This window comes from Kitasatospora sp. NPDC048286 (assembly GCF_043201735.1).
Taxonomy (GTDB): domain Bacteria; phylum Actinomycetota; class Actinomycetes; order Streptomycetales; family Streptomycetaceae; genus Kitasatospora.
Genome location: NZ_JBICZE010000004.1, coordinates 570,880 through 588,378, shown reverse-complemented (window position 1 = coordinate 588,378; position 17,499 = coordinate 570,880). Strand labels below are relative to the sequence as shown.

Genomic DNA, 17,499 nt, shown 5'->3' with positions numbered 1-17,499 from the left:
AGCCAGCGTCCCGGCATGGGGCGTGAGTTGTACCAGGCCTACCCGGTGTTCGCGGAGGCCTTCGACGCCGTGTGCGCGCGGGTCGAACTGCCGCTGAGCGAGGCGGTGTTCGGCGAGGACGCGGACGTCCTTGCCCGCACCGAGTTCACGCAGCTGGCGCTGTTCGCCGTCGAGGTTTCGCTGTTCCGTCTCTTCGAGAGCTGGGGTGTCCGTCCGGACGTCCTGGTCGGCCACTCGATCGGCGAGCTGGCGGCCGCGCACGTCGCGGGCGTCCTCTCGCTGGACGACGCGGTGGCGCTGGTCGCCGCTCGCGGCCGGCTGATGCAGGCGCTGCCCGAGGGTGGCGCGATGGTGGCGGTCAAGGCCACCGAGGCCGACGTCCTGCCTCTGCTCACCGAGAACGTCAGCATCGCCGCCATCAACGGGCCGACCTCCGTGGTGGTTTCGGGTGACGAGGATGAAGTTCTCGCCATCGCCGGTCGGTTCGAGAAGAGCAAGAAGCTCAAGGTCTCGCACGCGTTCCACTCGCCGCTGATGGACGGCATGCTGGAGGAGTTCCGGGCCGTCGCCGAGGGCCTGAGCTACGCCGAGCCGACGATCCCGGTGGTGTCCAACGTGACCGGCTCGGTCGCGACGGCCGGGGAACTGTGCTCGCCCGAGTACTGGGTGCAGCACGTCCGCCAGGCGGTCCGCTTCGCCGACGGCATGCGGGCCCTGGAGGCCCAGGGCGTCACGACCTTCGTCGAGCTCGGCCCGGACGGCGTGCTCTCGGCCATGGGCCAGGAGTGCGTCGAGCAGGGCGTGTTCACCCCGGCGCTGCGCGCCGAGCGGCCCGAGGCGCAGAGCGCGCTGACGGCGCTCGTCACCGCGCACGTCCAGGGCACCCAGGTCGACTGGCGAGGGTTCTTCGCGGAGGCCGGGGCCCAGGTCATGGGCCTGCCGACGTACGCCTTCGACCGCGAGTGGTTCTGGCTCCACTCTCCGGCCGCGACCGGGGACGTGCAGTCCGCCGGCCTGGGTGCGGCGGACCACCCGCTGTTGGGTGCGGCGGTGTCGCTGGCCGATGCGGACGGTGTGCTGTTCACCGGCCGGCTCTCGCTCCAGTCGCACGCCTGGCTGGCCGATCACACGGTGCTGGGTTCGGTGATCCTGCCCGGGACCGCCTTTGTCGAGCTCGCGGTGCGGGCCGGCGACCAGGTGGGTTGCTCGCTGGTGGAGGAGCTGACGCTGGAGGCGCCGCTGGTGCTTCCGGAGTCGGGCGGTGTGCAGGTTCAGGTCCGGGTCGGAGAGCCCGATGGTGAGGGCCGTCGTTCGGTGACGGTCCACTCGCGGGCCGAGGGCGCCGGTGAGGACGGCCTCTGGACGCGTCATGTCTCGGGTGTGCTGGCGGAGGGTGCGTCGGCTGCTGAGGGTGCGGGTCTGGTGGAGTGGCCGCCGGCGGGTGCCGAGGCCGTGGATGTGGAGGCGTTCGCACGGGGTCTGGCGGAGGCCGGACTGGTGTACGGGCCGGCGTTCCAGGGTCTGCGGTCGGCGTGGCGCCGCGACGGCGAGGTGTTCGCCGAGGTCGTGCTGCCGGAGGCGGTGGCGGGGGAGGCGGCCGGCTTTGGTCTGCATCCGGCGCTGCTGGACGCGGCGGTGCAGGCTGTGGGGCTGGGCGGGTTCGTCCGGGCCGAGGGGCAGGCGCACCTGCCGTTCGCGTGGGCTGGTGTCGAGTTGCACGCTTCGGGTGCGGACGCGCTGCGGGTGCGGCTGGTGTCGGCGGGCGCGGACGCGGTGTCGCTGACGCTGGCGGACGCCGAGGGGCAGCCGGTCGGGACCATCCGATCACTGGCTCTGCGGCCGGTGGTCGCCGGGCAGTTGGCGGCCGCGGGTGGGTCGACCGACTCGCTGTTCGGTGTCGACTGGGCGGAGATCGCGCTCGGTGAGACGGGCCGCGAGGTCCTCGTGGTGGGTGACCTCGCGGAACTGGACGCCGTGGAGGTTGTGCCGTCGCTGGTGGCAGTGGAGTTCGGTTCTGCGGACGGTTCCGGTGCCGATGAGGTGCACGCGGCTGCGGTCCGTGCGCTGGAGCTGGTGCGGGGCTGGGTGGCGGAGGAGCGGTTCGCCGCTTCGAAGCTGGCTGTGGTGACGCGTGGTGCTGTTGCTGTGGATGCGGCGTCGGGTGTTGCGGGTCTGGCGGAGTCGGTGGTCTGGGGTCTGGTGCGCTCGGCGCAGTCGGAGAACCCGGACCGGCTGGTGCTGGTGGACCTGGAGTCCGGTGCGGAGCTGCCGTCAGGTGTCCTTTCGTGTGGTGAGCCGCAGGTGGCGGTGCGTGGGGGCGTGGCGTTCGCGCCTCGCCTGGTGCGCGTCTCCGCCTCCTCGGAGAGCAGCGTGTCGCTGGGTGAGGGCTCGGTTCTCGTCACGGGTGGTACGGGTGGTCTGGGCTCGTTGGTGGCCCGGCACCTGGTCACGGTGCACGGGGTGCGGAGTCTGGTGCTGACCAGCCGTCGCGGTTTGGAGGCGCCGGGCGCTTCCGAACTGCGTGACGAGCTGGCCGGGTTGGGCGTCGAGGTGGATGTCGTCGCCTGCGACGTGTCCGACCGCGACGCTGTCGCGGCGCTGCTGGAGGGTCGTTCGCTGTCGGCGGTGGTCCACACGGCGGGCGTCCTGGATGACGGTGTGGTGTCGTCGCTGACGCCGGAGCGCCTGGCCGCGGTGCTGCGTCCGAAGGTGGACGCGGCGGTGATCCTGCACGAACTGACCGCCGGAATGGACCTGTCGGCGTTCGTCCTGTTCTCCTCGGCCTCCGGCGTCTTGGGAGCCGCCGGTCAGGGCAACTACGCGGCCGCGAACGCGTTCCTGGACGCGCTCGCCGCGCAGCGCCGCGCCGACGGCCTGCCCGGCATGTCGATGGCCTGGGGCCTGTGGGCCGAGGACGGCGGCATGGCCACCAGCCTGTCGGACGCGGACGTCCGTCGTCTGGCCCGGGCCGGCGTGGCGCCGCTGCGGTCGCAGGAGGGCCTGGCCCTCTTCGACGGTGCGCTCACCCTGGAGCGCGCCCTGGTCGTCCCCATGCACCTCGACCCCGTCACGGCCGTCGGAAGCAGCGACGTTCCGCCGCTGCTGCGCGGACTCGTCCGTACGCCGCGCCGCCGGACCGCCGCGAGCGGCAGCACCACGGCCGCCGGTTCGCTGGCGGAGCGCCTGCTGGCCCTGCCGGCCGCGCGCCGCGACGAGACCGTCCGCGAGGTGGTCCGTACGCAGGTGGCCGAGGTCCTGGGGCACGGTTCGGCCGCCGAGGTCGACCCGGCCCGGGCCTTCCGAGAGCTGGGCTTCGACTCGCTGACGGCGGTCGAGCTGCGCAACCGTCTCAACGCGGCCACCGGCCTGCGGCTGCCGGCCACGCTGGTGTTCGACTACCCGACGCCCGCCGCGCTGGCCGACTTCATCCGCGACGAACTCGTCGGTGAGGCACCGGTGGTGGCCGAGGTGCTGTCCACGACCGTCGTGGACGAGCCGATCGCGATCGTCGGCATGGCCTGCCGTTACCCGGGCGGGGTCGCCTCGCCCGAGGAGCTGTGGCGTCTGGTCGCGGAGGGCGGTGACGGCATCACGTCGTTCCCGACCGACCGCGGCTGGGACCTTGACGCGCTCTACCACCCGGACCCGGAGCACCAGGGGACGAGCTACGCCCGCGAGGGTGGCTTCCTGCACGACGCGGGCCGCTTCGACGCGCGGTTCTTCGGGATCTCCCCGCGCGAGGCGCTCACCATGGACCCGCAGCAGCGTCTGCTGCTCGAAACCTCCTGGGAGGCCTTCGAGGGGGCCGGCATCGACCCGGCCACCCTGCGCGGCAGCGCGACCGGCGTCTTCGCCGGTGTGATGTACCACGACTACACCTCGGTGCTGACCAGCGCGGAGGAGGACGTCGAGGGGCACCTCGGTACGGGCAACGCGGGCAGCGTGGTCTCCGGGCGTCTGGCGTACACCTTTGGGCTTGAGGGCCCGGCGGTCACCGTCGACACGGCCTGCTCCTCCTCGCTGGTCGCTCTGCACTGGGCCATCCAGGCCCTGCGCAGCGGCGAGTGCACGATGGCCCTGGCCGGCGGTGTGACCGTGATGGCCACCCCGGGCGCGTTCATCGAGTTCAGCCGCCAGCGCGGCCTCTCGGTCGACGGCCGCTGCAAGGCCTTCTCGGCCGACGCGGACGGCACCGGCTGGGGTGAGGGTGTCGGCATGCTCCTGCTGGAGCGGCTGTCCGACGCGCAGCGCAACGGCCACCGGGTTCTCGCGGTGGTCCGTGGCAGTGCGATCAACCAGGACGGTGCCAGCAACGGGCTGACCGCCCCGAACGGCCCGTCCCAGCAGCGGGTGATCCGCCAGGCCCTGGCCAACGCCGGACTGTCGGCCGAGCAGGTCGACGCGGTCGAGGCGCACGGCACCGGCACCTCGCTGGGTGACCCGATCGAGGCGCAGGCGCTGCTGACGACCTACGGGCAGGAGCGTGCCGAAGAGCCGCTGTGGCTGGGCTCGTTGAAGTCCAACATCGGTCACACCCAGGCGGCGGCCGGTGTCGGCGGCATCATCAAGATGGTGATGGCGATGCGGCACGGCATGTTGCCGCAGACGCTGCACGTCGACGAGCCGTCCCCGCACATCGACTGGGCCTCGGGCGCGGTCGAGCTGCTGACCGAGGCCCGGCCGTGGCCGGAGACCGGGCGTCCGCGTCGCGCGGCCGTCTCCTCCTTCGGCTTCAGCGGTACCAACGCGCACGCCATCATCGAGCAGGCCCCCGAGGCCGCTCCGATCGAGGCGGCTCCGGCCGACGAGGCCACGGGCGTGCTGCCCTGGGCTCTGTCGGGTCGTACCGAGGCCGCGCTGCGGGAGCAGGCACAGCGCCTGCTGGCGGCGGTCGCGGATGAGCGGCCGGCGGACGTCGGCTACTCGCTGGTGTCCTCGCGGGCGGTGTTCGAGCACAAGGCCGTGGTGGTCGGCGACGGGCGGGACGAGCTGCTCGCCGGTCTCCGTGCGCTGGCCGCAGGGGAGAGCGCGTCGTCGGTGGTCCGGGGTTCCGGATCGGGCGGCAAGCTCGTCATGGTCTTCCCGGGCCAGGGTTCGCAGTGGCTGGGCATGGCCCAGGGGCTGCTGGCGGATGAGCCGGTGTTCCGTTCCCGGATGGAGGAGTGCGCCAAGGCGCTTGCTCCGCATGTGGATTGGGATCTGCTCGACGTCGTCGCGGGTGAGGACGGCGACTGGATGGAGCGGGTGGACGTGGTCCAGCCGGTGCTGTTCGCCGTGATGGTCTCCCTGGCTGCTCTGTGGCGCTCGTACGGTGTGGAGCCGTCGGCGGTGGTGGGGCACTCGCAGGGCGAGATTGCCGCCGCCGCCGTCTCCGGCGCGCTGTCGCTGGAGGACGCCGCCCTGGTGGTGGCGCTGCGCAGCCAGGCGATCATCGAGCTCTCGGGCCTGGGTGGCATGGTGTCCGTTCCGCTGCCCGCCGAGCAGGTGCGTGAACTCCTGGAGGGCCGTGAGGGAATCTCGATCGCGGCCGTCAACGGCCCCAGCTCCGTCGTGGTCTCCGGTGACGCCGGTGCCCTGGACGAGCTGATGGAGCACTGCACCGGGCAGGAGGTCCGGGCGCGTCGCATCGCGGTGGACTACGCCTCGCACTCGGCGCACGTCGAGCGCATCGAGGCCCGTCTCGCGGAGCTGCTGGCCCCGGTCACGCCCCGTGTGCCGGAGGTCCCGTTCCACTCCACCGTCACCGGTGAGTTGATCGACAGCGCTTCGCTGGACGCCGCGTACTGGTACCGCAACCTCCGCCAGACGGTGGAGTTCGCGGCGACCATCGAGGCCCTGCTGGCGTCCGGCCACTCGCAGTTCGTCGAGGTGAGCGCCCACCCGGTGCTGACCGTCGGCATCCAGGAGGCCATCGACGCCGCCAACGCCGAGGCGAGCGTCCAGGGCACCCTGCGCCGTGACCACGGCGGCCGGGAGCGCTTCCTGACCGCCCTCGCCGAGGCCTGGAGCAACGGCGCCACCGTCGACTGGGCCGCCCAGTTCCCCACGGCCCGCCGCGTCGACCTGCCCACCTACGCCTTCCAGCGCGAGCACTACTGGCCGAAGCCCGCCGCCACCCCGGCGGTCGCCGGCACGGTGGCGGCCTCCCCGGCCGACAGCCGCTTCTGGGAAGCCGTGGAGAGCGGCGATCTCGACACGCTGGTGCGGCAGTTGGACCTGGAGGCGTCCGGTGACGGTGCCGCCCTGGCCGCTGCCCTGCCGCTGCTCTCGGCCTGGCGCCGTCAGCAGCGCGACCACTCCACGGTGGACAGCTGGCGCTACCGGGTGGACTGGAAGCCGCTCGCCGAGGTGCCGACCGGCACGCTGACCGGCGGCTGGCTGGTCCTCGTCCCCGCCTCCCTCGGAGCGGAGGACCCGCTGCCGGCCGCGGTCGCCGAGCTGCTGGCCGAGCACGGTGCGCAGCCGAGCGTGCTGCGGGTCGAGGCGGGCGGGGCGGTCGCTGCCCTGGCCGGGGCTCTTGCCGCGGCCGCCGAGGAGGGCGTGACGCCGTCCGGCGTGCTGTCGCTGCTCGCGCTGGACGAGGCGCCGCACGCCGAGCACCCGGTGGTCGCGTCCGGTCTGGTCGACACCGTCGACCTGGTCCGGGCCGTCGCCGAGCACGGTGGCGTCAACGGTGGCCTGAACGGCGGCGCGAACCTCCGGCTCTGGCTGGCGACCCGGGGCGCGATCGCGACCGGTGGCGCCGACCGGCTGCACAGCGCGGCGCAGGCGCAGGTCTGGGGCCTGGGCCGGGTGGCCGGACTGGAGCACCCGGAGTGCTGGGGCGGCCTGCTCGACCTGCCGGCCGAGCTGGACGCGCGCTCCCGGGCGCGGGTCGCCGCCGTCCTGGCGGGGATCGGTGACGAGGACCAGGCGGCCGTCCGCTCCTCGGGCGTGTTCGTCCGACGGCTGCGGCGCGCCCCGCTGGGCGACGCGCCGGCCGCCGTGGCGTGGCAGCCGCGTGGCACGGTGCTGGTCACCGGCGGTACGGGGGCGATCGGCGCCCACGTCGCCCGCTGGCTGGCCGAGAACGGCGCCGAGCACCTGGTGCTGACCAGCCGTCGGGGCCTGGACGCGCCCGGCGCGGCCGAGCTGCGCGAGGAGCTGCTGGGCCTCGGTGCCCGGGTGACGGTCGCCGCGTGCGACGTCGCGGACCGGGCGTCGGTGGCCGAGCTGGTCGCGGGTCTGGCCGGGCAGGGCGAGCCGGTGCGGGCGGTGATGCACGCCGCCGGTGTCGGGGACTCGGTGCCGCTGGCCGTCACCGGTGCGGCCGAGCTGGCCGCGAACGCCCAGGCGAAGATCGCCGGCGCGCGGCACCTGGACGAGCTGCTCGGGGACACCGAGCTGGACGCCTTCGTCCTCTTCTCCTCCAACGCGGGGGTCTGGGGCGGTGGCGGCCAGGGCTCGTACGCCGCGGCCAACGCCGGCCTGGACGCGATCGCGCGCATGCGGCGCGAGCGCGGACTGACGGCCACGTCGGTGGCCTGGGGCGCCTGGGCCGAGGGCGGGATGTCGGACGGCACGGCGGGCGAGCAGATGCGCCGCCGCGGCCTGGTGCCGATGGACCCGGAGCTGGCGCTGACCGTGCTGCGGCAGGCACTGGAGCAGGACGAGACGTTCCTGGCCGTGGCCGACGTCGACTGGCGGCGGTTCGCCCCGGCCTTCGCGGCCGCCCGGCCGCGTCCGCTGATCGCGGAGGTGCCGGAGGCCCTGGCCGCGCTGGCGGCCGACGCCGGCGCGGGCACCGGCCCGGACGGCGGCTCGCCGCTGCTGCGGAAGCTGACCGCCCTGCTGGCGGGCGACCGTGACCGGGTCCTGCTGGACCTGGTCCGCACCGAGGCCGCCGCGGTCCTCGGCTACGGTTCGGCCGCCGAGGTCGACCCGGCCCGGGCCTTCCGGGAGCTGGGCTTCGACTCGCTGACCGCCGTCGAGGTGCGCAACCGCCTCAACGCGGCCACCGGCCTGCGCCTGCCCGCCACGCTGGTGTTCGACCACCCGACCCCGGCCGCCCTGGCCGCCCTGCTGCGCACCGAACTGCTCGGTGCCGAGGACGAGCCGGTCACCGGGACGGTCGTGGCCGCCACCGCCCGGGAGGAGGACCCGATCGCGATCGTCGCGATGAGCTGCCGCTACCCCGGCGGCGTGCGGTCCCCCGAGGAGCTGTGGCAGCTGCTGGCCGCCGGCGGTGACGCCGTGGCCGGCTTCCCGGCCGACCGCGGCTGGGACCTGGAGGGGATCTACCACCCGGACCCGGAGCACGCCGGCACCAGCTACGCCCGCGAGGGCGGGTTCCTGTACGACGCGGGCCGCTTCGACGCCGAGTTCTTCGGCATCAGCCCGCGTGAGGCCCTCGCGATGGACCCGCAGCAGCGCCTGCTGCTGGAGACCTCGTGGGAGGCGTTCGAGCGGGCGGGCATCGACCCGGCGGCCCTGCGCGGCGGCCAGGTCGGCGTCTTCCTCGGTGCCGCGCCCTCGGGTTACGGCTCCGGCCTGACCGAGCTGCCGGAGGGCGTGGAGGGCCACCTGCTCACGGGCAACGCGGGCAGTGTGATCTCCGGCCGGATGGCGTACGCCTTCGGTCTTGAGGGCCCGGCGGTCACCATCGACACCGCCTGCTCCTCCTCGCTGGTCGCCCTGCACCTCGCGGCGCAGGCGCTGCGCGGCGGCGAGTGCTCGATGGCGCTGGCCGGCGGTGTCGCCGTGATGGCGACGCCGGGCGCGTTCGTCGAGTTCAGCCGCCAGCGCGGGCTGGCCGCAGACGGGCGGTGCAAGCCGTTCGCCGAGGCCGCCGACGGCACCGGCTGGTCGGAGGGCGCGGGTCTGGTGCTGCTGGAGCGGCTGTCCGACGCGCGGCGCAACGGGCACCCGGTGCTGGCGGTCGTCCGCGGTTCGGCGATCAACCAGGACGGCGCCAGCAACGGCCTGAGCGCGCCGAACGGTCCGTCCCAGCAGCGGGTGATCCGCGCGGCGCTGGCCGACGCCGGGCTGTCCGGCGGCGAGGTCGACGTGGTCGAGGCGCACGGCACCGGCACGGTGCTGGGCGACCCGATCGAGGCGCAGGCGCTGCTGGCCACCTACGGCCAGGAGCGCGGCGAGGACGACGAGCCGCTGTGGCTGGGCTCGCTGAAGTCCAACCTCGGCCACACCCAGTCGGCCGCCGGTGTGGCGGGCGTGATCAAGATGGTGCTGGCCATGCAGCACGCCGTCCTGCCGCGGACGCTGCACGTGGACGAGCCGTCCACGCACGTCGACTGGACGGCCGGCGCGGTGGAACTGCTGCGTGAGCAGCGGGACTGGCCGCAGACCGGGCGGCCGCGCCGGGCCGGTGTGTCGGCCTTCGGCGTGAGCGGCACCAACGCCCACGTCATCCTGGAGCACGCCCCGGCCGTGGAGCCGGAGCAGGCCGAGCAGGCCGAGCAGGCCGAGCCGGCCGAGGCTGTCGGGGTCGAGGGCCCCGCGCTCGTGGCGCTGTCCGGCCGTACCGAGGTCGCACTGCGCGACCAGGCCCGCCGGCTGAGCGCGCGGGTGGCCGCCGACGCCGGGCTGCGCCCGGCCGACCTGGCCTACTCGCTCGCGGTCGGCCGCACCGACCTGAACCGTCGCGCGGTGCTGCTCGCGGACGACCGGGCGGAGCTGCTGCGCTCGCTCGCGGCCCTGGCGGAGGGCGGTACGGCCGCCGGGCTGCTGCGCGGCACCCCGCGCGGCGGGAAGCTCGCGTTCCTGTTCACCGGTCAGGGCAGCCAGCGGCTCGGCATGGGCCGGGAGCTGTACGACGCCTTCCCGGTGTTCGCGGACGCCTTCGACGCGGTCTGCGCGCGGGTCGAACTGCCGCTGCGCGAAGCCGTGTTCGGCGAGGACGCCGCGGTTCTCGCCCGTACGGAGTTCACCCAGCCGGCGCTGTTCGCCGTCGAGGTGGCGCTGTTCCGGCTGTACGAGAGCTGGGGGGTCCGTCCGGACGTCCTGGCCGGTCACTCGATCGGTGAGCTGGCGGCCGCGCATGTCGCGGGTGTCCTCTCGCTGGACGACGCCGTCACCCTGGTGGCGGCCCGTGGCCGCCTGATGCAGGCGCTGCCGGAGGGTGGCGCGATGGTCGCGGTGAAGGCCACCGAGGCCGAGATCCTGCCGCTGCTGACCGGGAACGTCGGCATCGCAGCCCTCAACGGCCCGACCTCCGTGGTGATTTCGGGCGACGAGGATGAAGTGCTCGCCATCGCCGGGCAGTTCGAGAAGACCAAGCGGCTGCACGTCAGCCACGCGTTCCATTCCCCGCTGATGGACGGCATGTTGGCGGAGTTCTCGGCCGTCGCCGAGGGCCTGACCTACGCCGAGCCGGTGATCCCGGTCGTCTCCAACGTGACCGGTGAGCCGGCCACGGCGGAGGAGCTGTGCTCGCCCGAGTACTGGGTGCGCCACGTCCGCGAGGCCGTCCGCTTCGCCGACGGCATGCGGACGCTGGAGGCCCAGGGCGTCACCACGTACCTGGAGCTGGGCCCCGACGGTGTGCTCACCGCCCTCGCCCAGGACTGCGTCGACGGGCAGGACGCGGCCTTCGCCGCCGCCCTGCGCGCCGAGCGGCCCGAGGCGCGGACCGCGCTGGAGGCGCTGGCCGCCCTGCACGCGCACGGTGTGACGCCGGACTGGTCGGCGCTGTTCGCGGGCACCGGTGCCCGCCGGGTGGACCTGCCGACCTACGCCTTCCAGCGCGAGCAGTACTGGCTCGGCGGCCCCGGCACGGCCCAGGCCGCGCCGGCCGACGGCCACCGGGACCCGGCGGAGACCGCGTTCTGGGCGGCCGTGGACGAGGGCGACCTCGCCGGGCTGGCCCGGACCCTGGACGTCACCGGGGACCAGCCGCTGAGCGCGGTGCTGCCCGCGATGTCCTCCTGGCACCGGGGCCTGCGCGAACTCGCCGAGGCCGCCGACTCGGCCTACCGGATCGCCTGGCAGCCGGTCACCCCGGCCGCCGGGGCGCCGACCGGCACCTGGCTGGTCGTGGTGCCCGCCGAGCGGGCGCAGGACGCCGACGTCCTGGCCGTCCGGCGGTCGGTCGCCGAGGCCGGCGCCGAGCTGCTGGTGCTGCCGCTGGCCGAGGAGGTCCTCGACCGCGGCGAGACGGCGGCTCGGCTCGGCCGGGCCCTGCCGCAGGACCGCGCCCTGACCGGGGTGCTGTCCCTGCTGGCGGTGCCGGCCGAGCGGGCCGGGGAGGAGGACCTGCTGGCCCGGACCGGCGCGCTGGTGCAGGCGCTGGCCGACGCCGGTGTGACCGCCCCGCTGTGGGTGGCCACCCGGGGCGGCGCGGCGATCGACGCCGACGGGCCGGTGCGCCCGGAGCGGGCGCGACTGTGGGGCCTCGGCCGGGTGCTGGCGCTGGAGGCGCCGCAGGCCTGGGGCGGTCTGATCGACCTGCCGGAGGAGCTGGACGAGCGGGTGCTCGGCCGGTTCACCGAGGTGCTGGGCGCGGCCGACGGCGAGGACCAGCTGGTGCTGCGCTCCTCGGGCGTGTCGGTGCCGCGCCTGGTCCGGGCGGCGCGCCGCCCGCTGCCGGGCGACCGGTGGTGGGACGGGGCCGGGACGGTGCTGGTCTGCGGCGCCGACGGCGTGGTCGGCGAGCGGCTGGCCGCCCGCCTGGCCGCCGGCGGGGCCGAGCACCTGGTGCTGGCCGGCCGGACGGAGCGGGACGAGGAGGCGCTGCGGGCCGAGTTCGGCGTGCCGGTCACCGTCGTCGACGCCCCGGCCGGCGACCGCGCCGCGCTCGCCGCACTGCTGGAGCGCCACCCGGTGACCGCCGTGGTGCACACCGGTGCCACGACCCCGGTCGGGGCCGTGGACGGTGTCCCGCCGCGGGAGTTGGCGGCGGCCGTGCGCGAGCGGGTCGCCGAGGTGCGCGCGCTGCACGAGCTGACGGCCGCACTGCCGCTGACCGCGTTCGTGGTCTGCTCCACGGCGGTCGGCGTCCTCGGCGGCGTCGGACACGGCGTGGACGCGGTCGCGCACGCGGAGCTGGCGGCCCTGGCCGCCGAGCGCCGCGCGGCCGGGCTGCCGGCGACGGTGATCGCCTGGGGCCCCTGGGCCGAGGAGGCCGAGCGCGCCGGGACCACCGGTGCGTGGGAGCGGGCGGGCCTGCGCCCGCTGACCGCGCGGGCGGCGCTGGCGGCACTGCCGGGCGCCCTCGCGGAGCCGGACGGCGCCCCGTTGGTGGCGGACGTGGACTGGGCGCGCTTCGCGCTCGGCTACACCGCGAACCGGCCCGGCCTGCTGATCGGCGACCTGCCCGAGGTGCGCGAACTCGCCCGGGCCGTCCCGGCCGGCGCGGACTCCTCGCTGGCCCAGCGGCTGGCGCAGGTGCCCGCGGCGGACCGTGACCGGGTGCTGCTGGACTTCGTCCGTTCCGAGGTGGCGGCCGTCCTCGGCCACACCACCCTGGACGCGGTGGAGCCCACCCGGGCGTTCCAGGAGCTCGGCTTCGACTCGCTGATCGCGGTGGAGCTGAGCAAGCGCCTCGCCGGGGAGACCGGGCTGAAGCTGTCGCCGACCCTGGTCTTCGACCACCCGAACGCCACCGCCCTGGCCGACCACCTGCGCTCGCGGGTGCTCGGCGCCCAGGACGGCGACGGCCTGCCGGTGGCGGCCCGTCACTCGGCCGAGGACGACGACCCGATCGCGATCGTCGCGATGGCCTGCCGCTACCCGGGCGGCGTCCAGTCGCCCGAGGACCTGTGGCGGCTGGTGTCGGAGGGCACCGACGCGGTGACCGCGTTCCCGACCGACCGAGGCTGGGACCTGGCCGGGCTGTACGACCCGGACCCGGCCAAGAGCGGCAAGAGCTACGCCCGTGAGGGCGGGTTCCTGCACGACGCGGCGCAGTTCGACCCGATGTTCTTCGGCATCTCGCCGCGTGAGGCGCTGGCGATGGACCCGCAGCAGCGGGTGCTGCTGGAGGTCACCTGGGAGGCGTTCGAGCGGGCCGGGATCGACCCCGCCGCCGTGCGCGGCGACCGGGTCGGCGTCTTCGCCGGCACCAACGGCCAGGACTACGCGCCGCTGCTGGAGGGTTCGCAGGAGGCCGAGGGCCTGGTCGGGACCGGAAACGCGGCGAGCGTCGCCTCCGGCCGGATCTCCTACACCTTCGGGCTTGAGGGCCCGGCGGTGACGGTGGACACCGCCTGCTCCTCCTCGCTGGTCGCCCTGCACCTGGCGGCCCAGTCGCTGCGCAGCGGCGAGTGCTCGCTCGCCCTGGCCGGCGGTGTGATCATCACCTCGACCCCGGGTGTGTTCGTCGAGTTCAGCCGCCAGCGCGGCCTGGCCGCCGACGGCCGCTGCAAGTCCTTCGCCGCGGCGGCGGACGGCACCGGCTGGGGCGAGGGCGCGGGCATGCTTCTGCTGGAGCGCCTGTCCGACGCCCGTCGCAACGGCCACCGCGTACTGGCGGTCGTCCGCGGCAGCGCCGTCAACCAGGACGGCGCCAGCAACGGTCTGACCGCCCCCAACGGCCCGGCCCAGCAGCGCGTCATCCGCCAGGCCCTCGCCAACGCCCGCCTGACCGCCGGTCAGGTCGACGTGGTCGAGGCGCACGGCACCGGCACCCGCCTCGGCGACCCGATCGAGGCGCAGGCGCTGCTGGCCACCTACGGCCAGGAGCGCGGCGAGAACGGCGAGCCGCTCTGGCTGGGCTCGCTGAAGTCCAACATCGGCCACACCCAGGCGGCGGCCGGCGTCGGCGGCATCATCAAGATGGTGATGGCGATGCGGCACGGCGTCCTGCCGAAGACCCTGCACGTGGACGAGCCGACGCCGAACGTCGACTGGTCGGCGGGCGCGGTCGAGCTGCTCGCCGAGGCCAGGGACTGGCCCGAGACCGGTGCGCCGCGCCGCGCGGGCGTCTCCTCCTTCGGTGTCTCCGGCACCAACGCCCACGTCCTCATCGAGCAGGCCCCGACGGCCGACCAGGCCGGGCCGGCCGTCGACCGCGACGCGGAAGGACCGGCGGCCGACGCGCTGCCCTGGGTGCTCTCCGCCCGCGGCAAGGCGGCCCTGCGGGCCCAGGCCGAGCGGCTGCGCGGCTTCGTCGAGGACAACCCCGGCCTCGCGCCGGCCGACCTCGGCCACGCGCTGGCGGCGACCCGCTCGACGTTCGAACACCGGGCCGTCGTGCTCGGCTCCGACCGTGCCGAGCTGCTCGCCGGCCTGACCGCCCTCGCCGCGGGCAGCGGCAGCGGCTACGTCCAGGGCCTGGCCCGCAGCGGCCGCACCGCCGTCGCCTTCACCGGGCAGGGCAGCCAGCGTCCGGGCATGGGGCGTGAGCTGTACGAGGCCTACCCGGTGTTCGCCGAGGCCTTCGACGCGGTCTGCGCCCGGGTCGAACTGCCGCTGCGCGACGCCGTGTTCGGCGACGACGCCGCGGTTCTCGCCCGGACGGAGTTCACCCAGGTCGCGCTGTTCGCGGTCGAGGTGGCGCTGTTCCGGCTGGTGGAGAGCTGGGGGGTCCGTCCGGACTTCCTGGTGGGCCACTCGATCGGTGAGCTGGTGGCCGCGCACGTCGCGGGCGTCCTCTCGCTGGACGACGCCGTGGCGCTGGTGGCGGCTCGTGGTCGGCTGATGCAGGCGCTGCCGGAGGGCGGTGCGATGGTGGCGGTCAAGGCCTCGGAGGAGGAGGTGCTGCCGCTGCTGACCGCTCAGGTGAGCATCGCGGCGATCAACGGGCCTTCCTCCGTGGTGGTTTCGGGTGAGGAGTCCGAAGTCCTCGCGATCGCCGGGAAGTTCGAGAAGACCAAGCGGCTGAGCGTCTCGCACGCGTTCCACTCGCCGCTGATGGACGGGATGTTGGAGGAGTTCCGGGCCGTTGCCGAGGGGCTGACGTACAGCGCCCCGCGCATCCCGGTCGTCTCCAACGTCACCGGCTCGGTTGCCACGGCCGAGGAGCTGTGCTCGCCCGCGTACTGGGTGCGCCACGTCCGCGAGGCCGTCCGCTTCCTCGACGGGATGCGCACCCTGGAGGCCCAGGGCGTGACCACGTACCTGGAGCTGGGCCCCGACGGTGTGCTCACCGCCATGGGTCAGGACTGCGTCGACGCCGACGGCAACGCCGTCCTCGTCGCCGCCCTGCGCGGCGACCGGCCCGAGGCCCGCACCCTGCTGGCGGCCGTGGCCCGGCTGCACGTCCAGGGGGCGGCCGTCGACTGGCCGGCCCTGTACGGGAACCGGCCGGTGCCGGCGCTCGACCTGCCCACGTACGCCTTCCAGCGGCAGCGCTACTGGCCCGAGGCCGTCACGGTCGACGCGCCGGCCGCGCCCTCCGCAGCCGCCGACCCGACGGAGGAGCGGTTCTGGACGGCCGTCGAGCAGGGCGACCTCGCCCGGCTCGCCGACACGCTGGACGTCGCCGAGGAGAACCGCTCGGCGCTGCGCGAGGTGCTTCCCGCACTGACCGGCTGGCGCCGGCAGAGCCGGGAGCGCGCCACCCTGGACGCCTGGCGCTACCGGGCCACCTGGCAGCCCCTGCCGGAGGACCCGGCAGCCGGGCTCACCGGCAGCTGGCTGCTGGTGGCGCCCGCCGACGGCCCCGGTGCCGAGCTGGCACAGGCCGCCGCGGACGCCCTCGGCGGACACGGTGCCGACGTCCGGCAGCTGACGGTGGCCACCGGCGAGGCGCAGGCCGAGGGCTTCGCCGCCCGGCTTGCCGGCGCGGCCGCCGACGGGGACGCCCCGACCGGCGTGCTCTCGCTGCTCGCCCTGGACGACCGCCCGCACCCCGAGCACCCCGCCCTGTCGGCGGGCGTGACCGCGAGCGTCCGGCTGGTCCAGGCGCTCGGCGAGGCCGGCGTCGCCGCCCCGCTGTGGCTGGCCACCGGCGGCGCGGTCGCCGCCGGAGCCGGCGAGCGGATCGAACACCGCGGCCAGGCCCAGATCTGGGGCCTCGGCCGGACCGCCGCCCTCGAACACCCGGACCGCTGGGGCGGTGTGATCGACCTGCCCGCGACGCTCGACGAGCGGAGCGGCCGCCGCCTCGCGGCCGCCCTGGCCGCCGGCGAGGGCGAGGACCAGCTGGCGGTGCGCGCCGACGCCACGTACGTCCGGCGCCTGGAGCACGCTCCGCTGCCGGCCGGCCCGGTCGACGGCTGGCAGGCCCGCGGCACCGTCCTGGTCACCGGCGGCACCGGCGCCCTGGGCGCCCGGGTCGCCCGCTGGCTGACCGCCAACGGCGCCGAGCACCTGGTGCTGACCAGCCGCCGGGGCGCCGACGCCCCGGGTGCGGCCGAGCTGCGTGCGGAGCTGGAGGGCCTCGGCGCCCGGGTCACCCTGGCCGCCTGCGACGCGGCCGACCGGACCGCGCTCGCGGCCCTGGTCGCCGGGCTCGCCGAGGCCGGCGACCCGGTCCGGGCGGTGGTGCACGCGGCAGGGGTCAGCCAGGCCTCGCCGATCGGTGCCACCGGAATTTCCGAATTCGCCGACGTGGTGAATGCGAAGGTGGCCGGAGCGGTGCACCTGGACGAATTGTTCGGCGCGAATTCCGAACCGCTCGACGCATTCGTCCTGTTCTCCTCGATCGCCGCCACCTGGGGCGGTGCCGGCCAAGCCGGATACGCCGCGGCCAACGCATTCCTGGACGCGCTCGCCGAGCAGCGCCGGGCCGCCGGCCTCACCGCCACCGCGGTGGCGTGGGGCCCGTGGGGCGGCGGCGGCATGGCCGCCGAGGACGACGCGGAGGAGCAGCTGCGCCGCCGCGGCCTGCCGGTGCTCGACCCGGAGACGGCCATCGCCGCCCTCGGCGCGGCCCTCGACCACGGCGACACCGCGGTCACCGTCGCCGACGTGGACTGGGCGCTGTTCGCGCCCGGCTTCACGGCGGTGCGCCACAGCCCGCTGATCGGCGACCTGCCGGAGGTCCGGCGGGCGCTGGGCACCGACGGCGCCGCGGACCGGGCGGACGACGGCGAGGCCTCGGCCGAGCTGCGCGGGCAGCTCGCCGAGCTGCCCGAGGCCGGCCAGGAGCAGCTGCTGCTGGACCTGGTCCGCACCCATGTGGCCGAGGTGCTCGGCCACCACGGGGTGGAGGAGGTCGAGGCCGACCGGGCGTTCAACGAGCTCGGCTTCGACTCGCTGACGGCGGTGGAGCTGCGCAACCGGCTCAACCTGCTGGGCGGGCTGCGACTGCCGTCCTCGCTGGTGTTCGACTACCCGACGCCGCTGGCGCTCGCCCGGCACCTGCGCACCGAGCTGGCCCCCGACGGCGCGCCGAGCGCGACCGACCTGCTCGGCGAACTCGACCGGCTGGAGGCCGCCATGGCGGCCGCCGCGCCGGACGACCTGACCCGGACGAAGATCAAGGTCCGGATGCAGGCGCTGCTCTCCCAGTGGGACGACGGTCCGGGCAAGTCCGAGCCGGTGGGCGGCAGCGCGTTCGACGCCACCAGCGACGAGGAACTCTTCGCCCTCATCAACCGCGACCTCGGGAGGGGATGA

Annotated in this window: 1 protein-coding gene (only partly in view); it reads left to right on the top strand. The window is 75.3% G+C overall.

What is annotated here, in order from left to right; all coding sequences use genetic code 11:
* Positions 1–17,499, top strand: the 3' portion of a protein-coding gene (locus ACGF13_RS12620) for a type I polyketide synthase (protein ID WP_392872713.1). The gene continues 16,548 nt to the left of window position 1, outside the view; the window shows 17,499 of its 34,047 coding nt (coding positions 16,549–34,047); its start codon lies off the left edge, out of view; the stop codon is at positions 17,497–17,499.